This is a genomic window from Caulobacter sp. Root343, from assembly GCF_001425745.1.
Lineage (GTDB): Bacteria > Pseudomonadota > Alphaproteobacteria > Caulobacterales > Caulobacteraceae > Caulobacter.
The window spans coordinates 262708-276467 of the sequence record NZ_LMDF01000007.1; the positions used below are offsets into that span (position 1 = coordinate 262708).

The 13760-nt window shown below is 67.2% G+C and carries 18 protein-coding genes; all 18 read left to right on the forward strand.

Translation table 11 applies throughout. The features are described 5' to 3' along the window. Nucleotides 1-2: 2 nt before the first annotated feature. The 18 genes from ASC70_RS13875 (at nt 3) to ASC70_RS13960 (ending at nt 13760) form a co-directional block, all read left to right on the forward strand. Nucleotides 3-1193 (forward strand): DUF1376 domain-containing protein, encoded by a 1191-nt coding sequence (locus ASC70_RS13875; protein WP_056051014.1) that lies wholly within the window; start codon nt 3-5, stop codon nt 1191-1193. Beyond that, on the forward strand, nt 1193-1378 hold the full coding sequence (locus ASC70_RS13880; protein WP_056051016.1) for a hypothetical protein: 186 nt from the start codon (nt 1193-1195) through the stop codon (nt 1376-1378). Before ASC70_RS13875 ends, ASC70_RS13880 begins: the two co-directional genes overlap by 1 nt. Beyond that, complete coding sequence (locus ASC70_RS13885; protein WP_056051018.1) at nt 1378-1635, forward strand: hypothetical protein; 258 nt, start codon at nt 1378-1380, stop codon at nt 1633-1635. The genes ASC70_RS13880 and ASC70_RS13885 overlap by 1 nt, the downstream gene beginning before the upstream one ends. Then, nucleotides 1628-1942: a hypothetical protein gene (locus tag ASC70_RS13890; protein ID WP_056051020.1), complete on the forward strand. Its 315-nt coding sequence runs from the start codon at nt 1628-1630 to the stop codon at nt 1940-1942. The genes ASC70_RS13885 and ASC70_RS13890 overlap by 8 nt, the downstream gene beginning before the upstream one ends. Beyond that, nucleotides 1942-2850 carry a hypothetical protein gene (locus tag ASC70_RS13895; RefSeq protein ID WP_056051021.1) on the forward strand — a complete coding sequence of 303 codons (909 nt, stop codon included), beginning with the start codon at nt 1942-1944 and terminating at the stop codon, nt 2848-2850. The genes ASC70_RS13890 and ASC70_RS13895 overlap by 1 nt, the downstream gene beginning before the upstream one ends. Beyond that, nucleotides 2847-3518: a hypothetical protein gene (locus tag ASC70_RS13900; protein WP_056051022.1), complete on the forward strand. Its 672-nt coding sequence runs from the start codon at nt 2847-2849 to the stop codon at nt 3516-3518. Before ASC70_RS13895 ends, ASC70_RS13900 begins: the two co-directional genes overlap by 4 nt. Then, the gene (locus tag ASC70_RS13905) at nt 3505-4302 is read left to right on the forward strand and encodes a hypothetical protein (RefSeq protein ID WP_156396211.1); all 798 of its coding nucleotides are present in this window, start codon (nt 3505-3507) and stop codon (nt 4300-4302) included. Before ASC70_RS13900 ends, ASC70_RS13905 begins: the two co-directional genes overlap by 14 nt. After that, a complete protein-coding gene (locus ASC70_RS13910) occupies nt 4241-6220 on the forward strand; it encodes a terminase gpA endonuclease subunit (protein WP_056051025.1) in 1980 nt (659 codons plus the stop codon). Before ASC70_RS13905 ends, ASC70_RS13910 begins: the two co-directional genes overlap by 62 nt. Further along, complete coding sequence (locus tag ASC70_RS13915) at nt 6220-6435, forward strand: hypothetical protein (RefSeq protein WP_056051028.1); 216 nt, start codon at nt 6220-6222, stop codon at nt 6433-6435. Before ASC70_RS13910 ends, ASC70_RS13915 begins: the two co-directional genes overlap by 1 nt. A 22-nt stretch (nt 6436-6457) precedes the next feature. Further along, a complete protein-coding gene (locus ASC70_RS13920; RefSeq protein WP_162247221.1) occupies nt 6458-7945 on the forward strand; it encodes a phage portal protein in 1488 nt (495 codons plus the stop codon). 29 nt (nt 7946-7974) lie between these two features. After that, the gene (locus tag ASC70_RS13925) at nt 7975-10173 is read left to right on the forward strand and encodes an HK97 family phage prohead protease (RefSeq protein WP_082547420.1); all 2199 of its coding nucleotides are present in this window, start codon (nt 7975-7977) and stop codon (nt 10171-10173) included. 104 nt (nt 10174-10277) lie between these two features. Continuing rightward, a complete protein-coding gene (locus ASC70_RS13930) occupies nt 10278-10781 on the forward strand; it encodes a DUF2190 family protein (RefSeq protein WP_056051034.1) in 504 nt (167 codons plus the stop codon). 28 nt (nt 10782-10809) lie between these two features. Then, the gene (locus ASC70_RS13935; protein ID WP_156396212.1) at nt 10810-11169 is read left to right on the forward strand and encodes a hypothetical protein; all 360 of its coding nucleotides are present in this window, start codon (nt 10810-10812) and stop codon (nt 11167-11169) included. Beyond that, nucleotides 11169-11627 (forward strand): hypothetical protein, encoded by a 459-nt coding sequence (locus ASC70_RS13940; protein WP_056051038.1) that lies wholly within the window; start codon nt 11169-11171, stop codon nt 11625-11627. The genes ASC70_RS13935 and ASC70_RS13940 overlap by 1 nt, the downstream gene beginning before the upstream one ends. A gap of 24 nt (nt 11628-11651) precedes the next feature. After that, nucleotides 11652-11933, forward strand: coding sequence for a hypothetical protein (locus ASC70_RS13945; RefSeq protein WP_156396213.1), 282 nt, complete (start codon nt 11652-11654; stop codon nt 11931-11933). 47 nt (nt 11934-11980) lie between these two features. Beyond that, nucleotides 11981-12937: a phage tail tube protein gene (locus ASC70_RS13950; protein ID WP_056051042.1), complete on the forward strand. Its 957-nt coding sequence runs from the start codon at nt 11981-11983 to the stop codon at nt 12935-12937. Between the two features lie 20 nt (nt 12938-12957). After that, complete coding sequence (locus ASC70_RS13955) at nt 12958-13515, forward strand: hypothetical protein (protein ID WP_156396214.1); 558 nt, start codon at nt 12958-12960, stop codon at nt 13513-13515. A 35-nt stretch (nt 13516-13550) separates the two neighbouring features. Next, entirely contained in the window at nt 13551-13760 is a 210-nt protein-coding gene (locus ASC70_RS13960; protein WP_156396215.1) for a hypothetical protein, read from the forward strand.

Consider the following 13760-nt stretch of genomic DNA (forward strand, 5'->3'; position numbering starts at 1 on the left):
CGATGACGCACGCCCAATTGCCCGACCCGCTTACCTCGACCGACTGCGATCTGCGCGGCCTGCCGTACATGCCGTTTGAGGTGCAGAACATCCTGATCTCCGACCTGGTCCTGCTCTCGACCGGAGACGAGTTCAAGGCCGCCATGCTGCTGCGCGCGGCCTCGTGGAGCCGGATCCCGGCCGCATCCCTTCCGGACGAGCCGCGCGCCTTGGCCAAGCTGGCCGGCGTCGACTTCTGCGATTGGGAGAAGGTCAAGGATCGCGCCCTTCATGGCTGGGTCAAATGCTCGGACGGGTTCCTCTACCACCCGGACGTCGCGGATCGGGCGATGAACGCCCTGCCGGATCATCAGGTCTTCCAGGAAAAGCGGTCGGGCGACGCGGCCCGCAAACGGCGCGAGCGCGACGATCGCCGGCGCCTGTTCGAAGAAGCTTCGGGTCTGAACCTGTCGGTCGCCTTCAACACCAAGACGAGCGACCTGCGCCGGTTGGTGGCGGACGCCATGGTCACGCGTGACCAGCGTGACAAGTCACGCGTGACAAGTCACGGCGAACAACGTGACCAAGACCGTGACCGTCCCCATGACATGTCACGATCTGAAGCTGTGACGGGTCACGAAAAAGTCACGGCTAGAAAGGGAAAGGGAAAAGAAGATTCCCCCCAACCCCCCACGGGGGGCGATCGTGACAGGTTCGACGAGGCATGGTCGGTCTTGCACGACAAATCCCGTGGTCCGGCGGACATGGGCATGGCGCGGACCTTGTGGCGGGAGTTCATCGCTAGCGGCGAGATCGACGCCGACGGGCTGTTCGCGGCGACGAAAGCGGTCTCCGACGTCGTCTTCGCCTCGGGCGGTAAGCAGCCGATGAAGGCCTTCCACCGTTGGCTCAAGCTGCGCGAATGGCAGAACTGGGCGCCGACGGGCGGGCAGCCGAAGAGCCACTGGACGGGGCCGGATCACATCCGTGACGCGATCATCGCCCAGGTCGCCAAGACCCGCTGCAGCCGCAAGGAAGGCGAGGCCTTCGCCGCCAGCTGGCTCGACAGCGTGACGACGTGGAGCGACGTGCCTGCGGCGATCGTCTGCCTGGCCACAACGGTCGAGAAGAAGCTGCGGACCACGGTCGGCAAGATGCTGGTCGACGAGTTCGGCGTGCAGGTGATCGTCAAGGCCGCCGGGGAGGCCGCCTGATGGGTTGGTTCGAGTTGATCATCGGCCTCCACGTCATCGTGCTTGCTGTTGGCGCTGCGTTTTTGGCGCGTCGAATGCGGCGAGCGAAGCGTCTTGATCGTGCCCTTTTCGAGATTCGGCGCGACGAGATGAAGCGTCGGAACGCTGAGCTGTTCGCGCGCTACGACCGGAAGGTGGGCCGCTGATGGCCACGATCACATGGAGCGTCGAGGACTTCCGGACCGGCAAGCGCTGGGACGGCGCTGCCGAGAACGTCATCACGGCCAAGTACGAAGCGCAGATGGCCATAGACGCCACTGGCCGGAAGGCTCTGGCCGGCATCAAGGCGACGGTCGTTCGGTCGCCCAGAACTGGGGCGCCGACCCTGTGGCACGCCCGGTCGATCGCGCAGCGGTTCGGCCCCGACAAGCTGACATGGGATGAGGTAAAGGCCGATGCGTGAACCGACGATCACCTGCGGGGTCCTGGACTGCCGGATCACCGGCCGGCCGACCTTCGGGCGCAAGGCCTTCTTCTGCACCAAGCACGTCGGCCTGGCCTGCGATGACAGGTCCCTGAACGAGTACACCGGCCTGGCCGGAGAGCGGCGGCGCCTCGAGGCCCGCTGTACGGCCAAGCCGCACCTGGGCGCGGCCTCGTCCAGCCGGGGTCTCGGCCGCGCGACCTTCCTGGAGACCAACAGCTGGTCCCGCCTGGTCGACCAGATCAAGGCGAAGTTCGAATTGAAGCCGGGCGTGGAGTTGGGGTGATGGCGAAGTCGGGGGCGAGACGAGGCATTTTCAAGCCGGGCTTTGACGGGCCAAGGGACGAGACCCTGGGCCTGCCGGGCCGCGGCCAATCCGTGCCGGACGAGGGGGCGATCGACGCGCTGGAGGCGCGACTCCACCGGGCCATGCTGACCCTGACCACGCTGAGCGGCGACGGGCCGTCGGCGGTGCGCAGCGGCTGGCCGGACCATGTGATCGAACTGGCCGACCGGATCGAACGCGAGAAGGACGGCGACAAGCCGAAGCGGAAGTTCCGGCCCACCGGCGCCGACGTCGACGACCTGCTCGGCGCCCTGGCGCTGTTGGAGGGGCTGCGGACCGAGATCTACCAGCTGGTGCGCTACAAGGCGCTCGACGACTTCTACCTCGAGGACGGCGCGTCCTGGACCGACCTGGGCGACCAGTTCGGGCGCAGCGACAACTGGGCCCGCGAAACCTATCGCCGGGCCATGCTGCAGGCCGCCAAGCGGACCGGGATCGTGTTCTCGGCGCCGGAGGGTTACGCGGTCGTGGCGATCTGCACGATGGTCGAGGGCACGCTGTTCACGCACCTGTCGATCAGCGCCGACCCGCGCCAGGCCCTCTACGACATGAAGGCCCGGAACCCGACCGACATCGTCGACAGCTTCGCCGTCTGGACCAACGATCGGGCCACGGCGAAGGTCGTGCTGGACCAGGTGAAGGCCCACCACCTGGCGCAGCGCAAGCATGGCGGCTGGCACTACCTGAACCCGTTCGACGCCGAGTTCACGATCCTGGAGAAGGCCGAGGCCCTGGGGGCGTCGGTCCGCCAGCAGTACTTGGCCGGCGAGCCGCTGGAGGCGCCGGTGCGCCAGGTGGTCGTCGATCCCGTCGAAGAGATGCTGATCGCCATGGAGGTCGAGGCATGACGGCGCGCGGGGTCACGGTGGCGGAGTTCGCGGACCGCTGTCGCGTCGTGCACCCCTCCCAGCAGCTGGGCAAGACCGAGTTGGCCCGCTGGGAGGCGCGGGCCGCGCCTTGGGCGCGGGACATCCTGGCGACGGTAATGGCTCCCGATGTCACGCACCTTCGGACCAAGCGTCTCGGGGACGGCGACGATCGCCGAGGATGGTACCAACGGGCCTTCGGAGAGCCGTTCAGCGACGAGGACATCACCATCGTCAAGCCGTCCTGCTGTGGCTTGACCGAGATCATGATGAGCCGAGCGCTGGAGGCCTACGACAGGCTCAACAGGTTCAGGGCGGCCAAGCACTGGTGGCGCATTGACGATCACGCGCTCGACGCCGGCCCGATGGTGATCGGCGTCGACTGGGCTGCCGACCGTGTCGAGTGGGACGTCGCGGACTGGGGAAGCGACAGCTGGCGGACATGCAATCCCGCGCCGACGATCGACCTGACACCGCCAGCCCGCATGACGAGGCGAGACCTTCTCGCCACTTCGGCGAACGTCGATATCAACAAAGTCAAATCTGTTAGATCGACAAAACCCGTGAATCAGGTGATTCGGTCACTAGTGGTGCAGAAACGCGCGCCGCTCCCAAACATCGTCCGGAAGCGAGGCCATGGCCCCGCGTAAGACGACGAAGTCTTCTCGTAAATCCAGGGCCACACCGCTTCGGCGCGCCGACGACGTCACGTGGGTGACGGCCGCCGAGTACGCGCGCCGCGTCGGCATCACCAAGCCTCGGATGAGCGAATTCTTCAACAAGGGCATGCCGTTCGAGAACGGCAAGGATCCCGAGGGGCGCCGCGACTCCAAACTGGTGAACATCCACGAGGCTGATGCCTGGCGGATGGCCAACACCGAGGTGCGGGTTGCATCTGACGGAAGTCTACGCGGGCTGAACATGGCGGGAGGCGCGGAGCCGCCCGCCGGTTTGTCCCACGCTGGGAACGATCGGGGCGAGGGCGTCACTCCGGTCGATCCCAAGGCGGCGGTTCCCGACCCTCCCCCGGGGCCGCCGCCAACCCCATCGACATCGGCCCCGCCCGCGGCTTCCACGCCGCCGGACTTGAGCCCCCAGCAGTTGGCCATGGCGCGGATCGCCGAGGCCAAGGCCGCGGGGGTCGAGGCGGACACCCGATGGAAGCAACAGCGCCTGGCCGCCGCCCAAGGCCTTCTGGTCGACCGCGAGGCCGCCGTCGGCGCCCATCGTGCCTTTGTCCAGAAGGTCGGCTCGTCGATCGACCGCATGCCCGCCAACTTCGCCGGCGTCGTCGCCGCACGCCTGGGGGTCGCGGAGCACGAGGTGTTCCTGGCCCTGGATGAAATCGTCGCCGTGCAGATGAGAGAAGACCTTGCCAGCGACGCCCGCAGCCACGCCGCCGCCGCTGCCCAGCGGCGAGGGGGAAAACGATAACTGGCCCGAGCTGCTGGGCGCGGCCGCTCTGCTCGACGCCGAAGCTGACGAGATCTCGCCCAAGGAGCGGCTGACGCCGCTGAAGTTCGGCGAAGAGCACCGGACGTACACCAAGGAAGGCAAGGACTCGCGCTGGCGGTCCAGAGCCACCCCCTGGGCCCGCGAGATCCTGGAGACCCTGGATCAGAAGAGCCCGTTTCAGCGGGTGGTGGCGCCCAAGGGCACCCAGCTCGGGTTCACGGAACTTGGCCTGATCTGGGCCGGGCAGGGGGTCACGCAGGGCCAGTCCCTGTTGATGATCCTGCCCAGCGAGGCGGTCGCCAAGCGGATCGTCAAGACCAAGTTCAAGCCGATGCTCAAGACCACGTCGGTCTTGAAGCAGTGCTTCCCCGGCCGGTCGATCGACACCGCCGGGCTGCACTTCAGCAACGACAACGTCGACCTGATGTTCGGGGGCTCCAACAGCCCCAACAACTTCGCCTCGCTGACCGTCCAGCGCTTCATGGGCGACGAGGTCGATCGCTGGTCGCCGGAGCTGCTGAAGGAAGGCGACCCGGTCGACCTGGCCGCCAACCGCATCGCCGAGTACGGCGTGCTGGGGAAGATGTTCCTGCCGTCGTCGCCGACGGTCGAGGGCGCGTCGATCGTCTGGCGCGAATGGCTGCAGTCTGACCAGCGGGTGTTCGAGTGCCCCTGCCCAGGGTGCGGGACCAAGCAGCAGTGGCTGTGGGAAAACATCAAGTGGGACAACGGCGAGCCTGACACCGTCAAGCTCCAATGCGTGGCCTGCGAGGAGCAGTTCACGGAAGGATCCTGGAAAGGGATCTGGAACGACGGGGTCTGGCGGGCGACCGAACTGAACCCGATCCGAAAGGACACGGCGGGCTTCCACCTGTCGACCCTGTACGCCCGCCTCGGACAGCGCACCTGGGCCCAGCTGGTGCAGACCTGGGAGGCGGTGGTCGCCTCCGGCCTGTCGTCGCGGATGCAGGTGTTCCAGAACACCATCCTGGGCCTGCCCTGGAAGATCAGCGAAGACGCCATGCAGGCGAGCGAGCTGCGCCAGCGGCTGGACGACACCATGGAGAAGGGCGTCGTCCCGGCCGGCGGACTGCTGCTGACGGCGGGTGTCGACTACCAGAAGAACCGGATCGAAGTGTTCGTCTGGGCTTGGGCCCGGGATCGCGAGCGCTGGCTGGTCGACAAGGTGGTCGTCGAGCGCCTGGACGCGGATCGCAAGCTGCGGCCGGCGAAGGACATCGCCGCCGACTTGGACGCGATGGCGCTCGACAAGGACTGGCGTCACGAGCTGGGCGGATGCCTGCGGGTCGAGATGGCCTTGCATGACGCCGGCGACCGGCCCTCGGATGTCTATGACGTCCTCGAGCACCTGGCCAAGTCCCGCAACGTCGGCTCCAAGGGGGCCGAGGGCTGGGGCAAGATCGTCCACTTCTCGGCGCCGAAGGTCATCGACGTGACCCGCGACGGTAAGGTCGTGATGGCCGGCCGCCGGCAGATGTGGGTTTACACCGCCGAGGCGAAGCGGGCCTGGTACGACGACCTGCGTCGCGGCCCGTCCGCCGAAGGCCCCTCCGAGCGTTTCGTGCACCTGCCGTCGTGGATCGACGAGGAGAAAGACCTCCTGGAGGGCTTCGTCTCCGAGGAGCTGCGCAAGAGCAGCCGCGGCAAGCTGAAGTGGGAAAAGCTGATCGAGCGAAACGAGCCGCTGGACTGCGCGATTCTGGCGGAGGGCGCGCGCTGGCAGCTGAAGTCGCACCGCTGGAAGGAAGACGACTGGAGGCGTCGCGAGGCGCGGGTCACCAGCGAGGCCGAACCGCCCAAGGAACAACCCAGTCCGCCCCCAACCCCACAGGGTGGCGATGGCGACTGGATCAAATCACAGAAGGACTGGCTTTGATGACGGACGAGACCGACGCGGCCGCCGGCCTGGCGCGCCTGCGCAAGATCCGCGACTCCGGCGTCGTCCGCCAGCGCCAGTCCGACGGCAAGGAGACCTTGTTCGCTGAAGGCGCGGATCTGCAGACGCGCATCGATTCAGCCAAGGCCGACGTGAAGGAAGCGAGCGGTAAGACAACGGCCCGTACCGGCTACGCCGGTTTCGATCGGAACTGACATGGCGCTCTCGCTCAGCTGGATGATCGACCGCACCGTCGAATGGTTTTCGCCGTCCTCGGCGCTCCAGCGCACACGTTCGCGGCTGGCCCTGGATGAGATGAAAGCGGGCGCCCAGGAGCTTGAACGGCGCCGATACGAGGCGGCCCAGCGTAGCCGTACCTCCGGTGACTGGCGCGGCAACGGCCTGTCGGGCAACGCCAACCTATCGCCCGACCTGTCGTGGATCCGAGCCCGTGTCAGGCACATGGAGCAGAACCAAACCGAAGTGGCGACGGCGGTTCGAAACCTTACCGTCGACCTGACCGGGCTGGACATTCGCGCCGCGCACCCGACGAAGCAGGTCGTGGCAAAGGCCCAGAAGGCCTGGTCCGCGTTCCATGAACTCCTCGACTATGTGGTCAAGGAGAAGGTGATCGTCCGAGAGGTGATCCTGGGCGGCGAGGTGCTGATCGTCCTGCGCCCGCGCGGCAAGAAGCCCAGCCAGCGCATTCAGATTCTTCCGGGCGAGCAACTGGACCAGTCGAAGACTGAGATCCTGGCCAACGGCAACACCGTGGTCATGGGCGTGGAGCGCGATGCCGAGAGCGACGTCGTCGCCTACTGGATCTTCCCGAACCACCCCGGCGACATGATCGGGACGATGGCATGGGCCTCGGAGCGTATCGAGGCCCGCTATGTTCTGCATGTCTTCGAAGAGCTGTGGCCCGACCAGGCGCGGGGCGTTCCCTGGTTCTATGCCAGCGTTCTGACCGACGATGAAATCGAACAGCTGCGCACGGCCCTGCGGGTGAAGCGCCGCGTCGAAGCTTGCCTTTCTATTCACGTCACGCCGGGCGAAGGCGGCCGCGAGGGCGACCTCTTGGGTAGCACTTCGAAGGATGATCGCGGACGGCAAATCGACAAGCTGGCGCCGGGCATGGTGCTCTATGGCAAGGCTGGGGACAAAGTCGAGGTCATCAACCCCTCGGCGTCAGGCGGGGCGGACGCCTTCGTGAAGTCCGAGGTGATGCGGGCGTCGGCGGCCAAAGGTGTGCCGCACCACATCGTCAGCGGCGACGTCAGCAACGCCAACTATTCGTCGCTGCGCGCCGATATCGTGCCTTACCACAGACGGCTGGACGACTGGATCTACACGGTCTTCGGCCCGAAGCTCCTGAAGCGCCTGTTCAAGGTCTGCATGGAGCTGGCGGTCCTGGAGACCGGCGACAAACGGCTTCTGGATGTTCGGGGCGAGATCGCTGTTCCCGAGCGTGCCTGGGTGGATCCCTACAAGGACATCATGGCGCTTAAGGAACGGCTGCGACTGTTCCCCGGCCAGTTGCCAGAAGTCATGGCCCGCATGGGGATCGACTGGCGCGAGGCGTTCGCCCTGCAGGCCGAGGTCAACGAGGTGGCGGACGCCGACAAGCTCATCTACGACGCCGATCCCCGCCTGACGGCTGGTTCCGGCGCGATCCAGGCGGGGCTGATGCCCGCCGACGGACAGGACAAGTCCAAGGCCGCCTAGTGGCTGGCCGCTAACCCGAGAGGTTCCACATGAGGAAGGCCCTTATGGCCGGCGCCGCGCTCGCGGCGGCGGTCACGATGACGCGCGCCGATGCGCCGGCGACCGGTGATCAGGTGCGTGGCGCGCCGCCGCCATCGCGCGGCGTGCGCTATGTGTCGTTCACCGGCTCGTCTTACGACGCGGCCACGCGTGAGTTTGACGCCACGTTCGCGACGGGTTCCACGGTCAACCGCCGCTGGTACACCGAGACGCTGCAGATCGACGACGCATCGGTCGATCTCGCCCGCGTCGCCCTGAACCAGGTCTGCCTGCTGTTCGGGCACAACATGGACGAGCCGATCGGCAAGGTGCTGTCGGCCGAGATCCGCAATGGCCAACTGGTAGGCCGGGTCAAGGTCGCCGAGACGGCCGAGGGCGACCAGTACGCGGGGATGATCCAGCGCGGCGAGCTGACCGGCATCTCGGTCGGCTACAACGTCAGCCAGTGGACCCGCATCATCGACGACACCAAGGAGAAGGACGACTGGGTCGCCACTCGTTGGGAGCTGATGGAAGTCAGCCTCGTCCCCGTTCCCGCTGACCCGCTAGCCGGGGTCAGGTCGGCGGAAGAATCCCCCGGTTCACAGACCGTCGTCGACCCCGGCGCCGGCCAACTCTCCCAAGAGGAAGAAGACATGCAGACTCGTTCCGCCACCGGCGCCACGCCGGGCGGCGCTTCGGCCGTGGCCGTGCTGGCCGCTCTGGGCGCCACCGACGTCCTGGCCTTGCGCTCCCAAGCCCTGACGCTCGGCCTCACCGGCGATGCCGCTGACGCCATCCTGTCCCGTACGGGCATCACCAAGGAGACCGCGCAATCGGAGATCCTGGCCGCGGCCACCCAGGCTCGGGCCTCGATCACCGCCGCCGGTACGACGGCCGCCGCTACCCAGGAAATCGAGCCGGGGTCGACGGGCGGTCTGACCGCCGGCCAGGTGATCACTCTGCGCTCGCAAGGCGTCGGCCAGGGTATTCCGGAAGCCGATGTCGACGCGATCCTCTCGCGGCCGAGCATCAGCCGCGCCGCTGCTTCCGAAGCGATCCTGGAAGCCGCCGCGACCCGGCAGGCCGAGCAGACCCGACCCGCGGCTGGCGGCGCGATGCGGGTGGGCGTCGAGGCCCAGGACAAGCAGCGTACCTGCATGATCGACGCGTTGTCGGCGCGCATGTCGAGCACCACGCCGACCGAGGCCGGTCGCGAATTCATGGGCTGGCGGATGCTGGACATGTGGGGTCACCGCATGGGCATCAACGAGCGGGATCCGGTCCGCATCTATGATGCCGTGACGGCGCGCATGAGCGGCATGGAACTCTCGACCCGCGCCGGCGGCATGATGTCCACGTCGGATTTCCCGCTCCTCCTGGAAGCGGCCGCCAACAAGAATCTGCTGGCGGCGTACAAGCTGCAGGAACCGACCTATCGGGAGATGTGCACCCGCAAGTCGTACAACGACTTTAAGCCGCAGAAATTCCTGCGCGTCGGCGACTTCCCCGAGCTGCTGCCGCTGGGCGAGGGCGGCGAGATCAAGGCCGGCAAGTTCAACGAGAGCCGCGAAGAGTCGCAACTGGCCACCTCGGCCCGTCTGGTCAACATGACGCGCCAGATGCTGATCAACGACGACATGGGCGCCTTCGGCGACTTCGCCGCCGGGGCCGGCCGTTCGGCGGCTCGCCGCGAGAACCTGATGTTCTATCAGCTTCTCCTGGCGAACGCTGTCCTGTCGGACAACGTGGCCATGTTCCACGGCACGCACGGCAACCTCAACAACGCCGCCGCCGTGATCAACAAGGACAGCCTGGCCATCGCGCGCAAGGCCACGCGTAAGCAGAAGGACATCGACGGTCACCCGTTGAACGCCAATCTGCCCATCCTGCTGGTCGGCCCCGACAAGGAAACCGAAGCCGAGGTCGCGCTGGTCGAGGTCACCGCGACGAAGGTCGAAGACAAGAACATCTTCGCCGGCAAGCGTCGCATCATCAGCGACGCGCTGATCGCCGACGACAGCTGGTATAACCTCGGCGACGCGACGTCGGGCACCAACTTCGTCTACGGCTACCTGCGCGATCAGGAAGCGCCGCAGATCAAGCAGGACAAGCCGTTCAACTACGACGGCATGGCCTTCGCCACGATCCACGATTTCGGCGTGGGCGTGATCGACTACCGCTTCGGCTACAAGTTCCCGAAGACCTAACCGGCGTCACCGCCTCCCACTGAGCCTGCGAAGGCCGCCCTGGTTTCGACCCGGGCGGCCTTCGCCGTTTCGAGGGCCGCGCTGGCCCGACCAAGGATTTTTCCATGGCTAAGAACTACATCAACAGCGGCTCGGTCCTCGACGACCTGGTCGCCCCTTCCGGCGGCGTCACGTCGGGCAAGGGCTATCTGATCGGCGGCATGTTCGTGGTCGCCCTGACCTCGGCCGCCGCCGCTGAGCTTTTCACCGGCCAGAACGATGGCAACTGGGAACTGGACGCGGCGACCCACGCCTCGAACCAGGGCATCGCCCAATGCGGACCGGTGTACTGGGACGTCGCCAATGCTCGATGCACGAACGTGGCTACGGGTAATCTGCTCATCGGTTCGGCCACGGCCGCGAAGGTTTCGACCGACGCCACCGTGAGCGTGAAGCTGTGGCCGCGCGCGGCGGCTCCCGTTGCCGCGATCACGAAACCGGCGGCCACGGGCGCGTCCAACAGCACCCCCTATGGGTTCACGACGGCCCAGCAGGCGAACGACTTGATCGCCGCCGTTCGTGCTCTGGTGGACTCCGCGGGCCTGACTGGCGTCGCGGTCCCGAACTGATCCGCGTGATCTTCTAGGAGCCGGCACGGTGGACCCCGACGACATGGACGACCTGGTCGTCGACGTAGCCTATGAGACCCATGGGCTGCGCGCGACCTATCAACCGTCGTCGGGCGACGCCGTGCCGGACATCCTGCTGGTCATGCACCAGCCGCCCGCCGACCAGGTGCGGACGGCGGGCTTCGACCTGTCGCAGGGCCTGAGCGTCGCCGAGAACTACCTGACCATGCTGGTGCGCTCGTCCCAGGTGGAAGCACCTGCGGAAGACGAGACGATCACGTTCGTCGGCGGTCGCCTGGGCGGCAAGGTCTTCCGGATCGGCGAGGCGCCGACCGACCACGACATGCAGGGCCGCGAGTGGCGGCTGAAGCTGCAGAAGCTGAGCTGATGGCCGACCCCAACCCCAACCGCCTGCGGGCCGCGCACGACGCGCTGTGGGCCCTGGTCGGCACGCTCTTCGCCGGTGACACGCTGCACCGGAACCCCTCCGGTCTGAAAGCGCCGGCCGCCAAGACGGACGGCCTGGCTGGGTACGTGGCCCAGCACGACGACAATCTTCCCGAGACCGTGGGCGTGGTCTGCGGTCCGATCTACGACCTCAAGGCCACGGCCGAGGTGACGATCGCGTTCAGCGGCAAGACCAAGGACGATCGCCAGGCGGCGGCCTACGTCAAACTCGAGATGCTGAAGACGGCCATCGCCGCCGACCGCCAGCTCGGCGGCGCGGTCGACTATGCCGACATCGCCGGCGCCCAGCCCACCGACGTTCCCGACAGCGACTGGATGGCCGGCGGACTCTACGTCCAGATCGGCCTGCTGTTCGGCGCCCCGACCCCCGCCGGCTGAGCCGGCCAACCTCCCGAGGACATGATGACCAAGACCACCCCGACCCGCGTCCCCTCGGACGCGGGCGCCGCCGTCGGTGCGCCGATCTCGCAGGATCCGGCCGTCCAGAACCAGGACTCGGCGCCGACCCATCAGGATCCGGCCGTCACCCATGGCGAGAAGAAGCCGTACCTGTCGACGCGCGACCACGCCGAGTTCGGCGGCGCTGGCCTGTTTCGCGACCTGACCGACGCCGAACTCGCCGCCACCCCGGAAGGCCTGTTCGCCACGCCGACCGCCGACCAGCTGGCCCTGCGTCGCTACTGACGCGCGGCCCGCTATCCCGTTTCAGCCCCTAAGATCAGGAGAGCCGCATGCTCGGCCTTGAAACTACCGTGTCGATCGGCCAGCAGGCCTCGGCCGCCGATCCGACCACGCTGGCCCGCCAGTCGCTGAACGTCTATTCGATCACCGGCGGCCAGGGCGAGAACTTCGTCGACGACGAGATCCTGGGCGGTGGTCTCAACAACGCCTCCGACCCGACCGCGCCGGCGCCGGGCCTCGACGATCACAAGATCACGATCAAGTTCCCACTCTGCATCGCCCAGGCCCCATGGTGGATGGCCGCCTTCTTCGGCGCCGAAGTCGCCTCGGGCACGACCCCCGACTACGAGCACCTGTGGGCCTCGGGCCAGGCGCTCCCCTACATCTTCCTCGAGCACAAGATGCAGACCGGGCGGTATCGCCGTCACTTCGGTCTGGTCGGCGAGAGCCTGACGATCGACCTGGATTCGGAGCGCGAGGGCTTCGCCCAGTGCGAGGCGACCTTTGTCGGTCTGAAGGAGGTCAAGAACTCGGCCGCCCTGACCGGCGTGGTCACGGCCGCGCCGACCCTGGACCGGCCCGCCGCCAAGCTGTGCAGCGTGATCTACAACAGCGTGGCCGGCGGTGATCTGATCGGCGGCAAGTTCACCTTCGCGCGCAAGCTGAAGCGCTACCGCGCCGCCGACGGCACGGGCACGCCCTACAGCGTCGAGCAGAGCGGCAAGAGCACGCTCACCGGCACGCTGCGCACCCGCTGCCGGGCCGACACCTTCTATGACGACGGCGTGGGCCAGGTGGAGCGGGCCCTGCAGCTGAAGCTGCTGAAGTCGTCGGTGCGCGGGATGAAGTTCGACCTGCCGCACATGCGGATCAACCGGACGCCGATCGACATCAACGGCGCCGACGAGATCGAACAGAACTACGAGTTCCGCGCATGGCAGACCACGGCCGACGCGGTGCTGTCGGCGACCGCCCTGAGCGGTTCGGCCACGATCGCCTTCAGCTAATGGAAGGCTTCGCGCCCGCGGTGTTCACCCCCCGAAAGGCGGGCGAACACCGCATCGCCGTCCTGCAGCAGGGCGACGACAAAAAGCCGGTCCTGGCCGTCGAGTTCATCACGCCCGACTTCCTGGAGCTGTCGAAGGCCGAGGCGGCCGGCGCCCGCGCCATCCAGGCCGTGCGTGAGAACAGCGAGGTGGTCGAGGCCTATGGCTTCCCCGCCCGCCGGTTCGAGAACGACGAGCTGCCCGGCCTGTCGCGCCTGATCATCAGCGTTGAGACCGCCTTCCACCTGTGGCGGGACTGGAACTTCGCCGAGGTCGACCCTGCCACCAAGCAGCCGGTGGTCCTGGAGTTGAACCGCACCAACATCGCCCGCCTGCTGGAGGACCAGCAGGTGAGGGCGGTGTGGGGCGCGCACCTCGAGGCCGCCTCGCCGCTGGAGCGCGACGAGGGAAACGGCTCAGCCGCCTCGCCGACTGGAACCACGGCGAAGGCGGCGACTTCTGCGCCCAATGTCGAAAGCTCGACCGACCCTGCGCCAGCGGGGGGCGAAACCACGCCGGAAACCTCTGCCCCCGGCTGAAGCATGCGCCGCTGACGGCGGAGGGCCTGCTGGCGGTGGATATCGCCAATCGCCCCGGCATGTGGATCCGGGCCGGCCAGATCGCCTTGATCACCGGCCTGGACTGGGCCGCGATCATGGCCGTGATCCCGGACACGGCCGATCGCGAAAAGGTCGAGCACCTGGTCAAGGCCTATGAGCGGGGCCTGGTGTCCGGTTCGTCCAAGCTGGCCGCCAAGGCGGCGTCCAAGGCGCCGAAGGAATAG

What these genes read in the sequence shown, in the direction of transcription:
- ASC70_RS13905 (WP_156396211.1), top strand. Translation starts at nt 3,505, where the DNA reads ATGGCCCCGCGTAAGACGACGAAGTCTTCTCGTAAATCCAGGGCCACA.
- ASC70_RS13880 (WP_056051016.1), top strand. Translation starts at nt 1,193, where the DNA reads ATGGGTTGGTTCGAGTTGATCATCGGCCTCCACGTCATCGTGCTTGCT.
- ASC70_RS13950 (WP_056051042.1), top strand. Translation starts at nt 11,981, where the DNA reads ATGCTCGGCCTTGAAACTACCGTGTCGATCGGCCAGCAGGCCTCGGCC.
- ASC70_RS13920 (WP_162247221.1), top strand. Translation starts at nt 6,458, where the DNA reads ATGATCGACCGCACCGTCGAATGGTTTTCGCCGTCCTCGGCGCTCCAG.
- ASC70_RS13925 (WP_082547420.1), top strand. Translation starts at nt 7,975, where the DNA reads ATGAGGAAGGCCCTTATGGCCGGCGCCGCGCTCGCGGCGGCGGTCACG.
- ASC70_RS13945 (WP_156396213.1), top strand. Translation starts at nt 11,652, where the DNA reads ATGACCAAGACCACCCCGACCCGCGTCCCCTCGGACGCGGGCGCCGCC.
- ASC70_RS13895 (WP_056051021.1), top strand. Translation starts at nt 1,942, where the DNA reads ATGGCGAAGTCGGGGGCGAGACGAGGCATTTTCAAGCCGGGCTTTGAC.
- ASC70_RS13875 (WP_056051014.1), top strand. Translation starts at nt 3, where the DNA reads ATGACGCACGCCCAATTGCCCGACCCGCTTACCTCGACCGACTGCGAT.
- ASC70_RS13900 (WP_056051022.1), top strand. Translation starts at nt 2,847, where the DNA reads ATGACGGCGCGCGGGGTCACGGTGGCGGAGTTCGCGGACCGCTGTCGC.
- ASC70_RS13915 (WP_056051028.1), top strand. Translation starts at nt 6,220, where the DNA reads ATGACGGACGAGACCGACGCGGCCGCCGGCCTGGCGCGCCTGCGCAAG.
- ASC70_RS13940 (WP_056051038.1), top strand. Translation starts at nt 11,169, where the DNA reads ATGGCCGACCCCAACCCCAACCGCCTGCGGGCCGCGCACGACGCGCTG.
- ASC70_RS13890 (WP_056051020.1), top strand. Translation starts at nt 1,628, where the DNA reads ATGCGTGAACCGACGATCACCTGCGGGGTCCTGGACTGCCGGATCACC.
- ASC70_RS13930 (WP_056051034.1), top strand. Translation starts at nt 10,278, where the DNA reads ATGGCTAAGAACTACATCAACAGCGGCTCGGTCCTCGACGACCTGGTC.
- ASC70_RS13885 (WP_056051018.1), top strand. Translation starts at nt 1,378, where the DNA reads ATGGCCACGATCACATGGAGCGTCGAGGACTTCCGGACCGGCAAGCGC.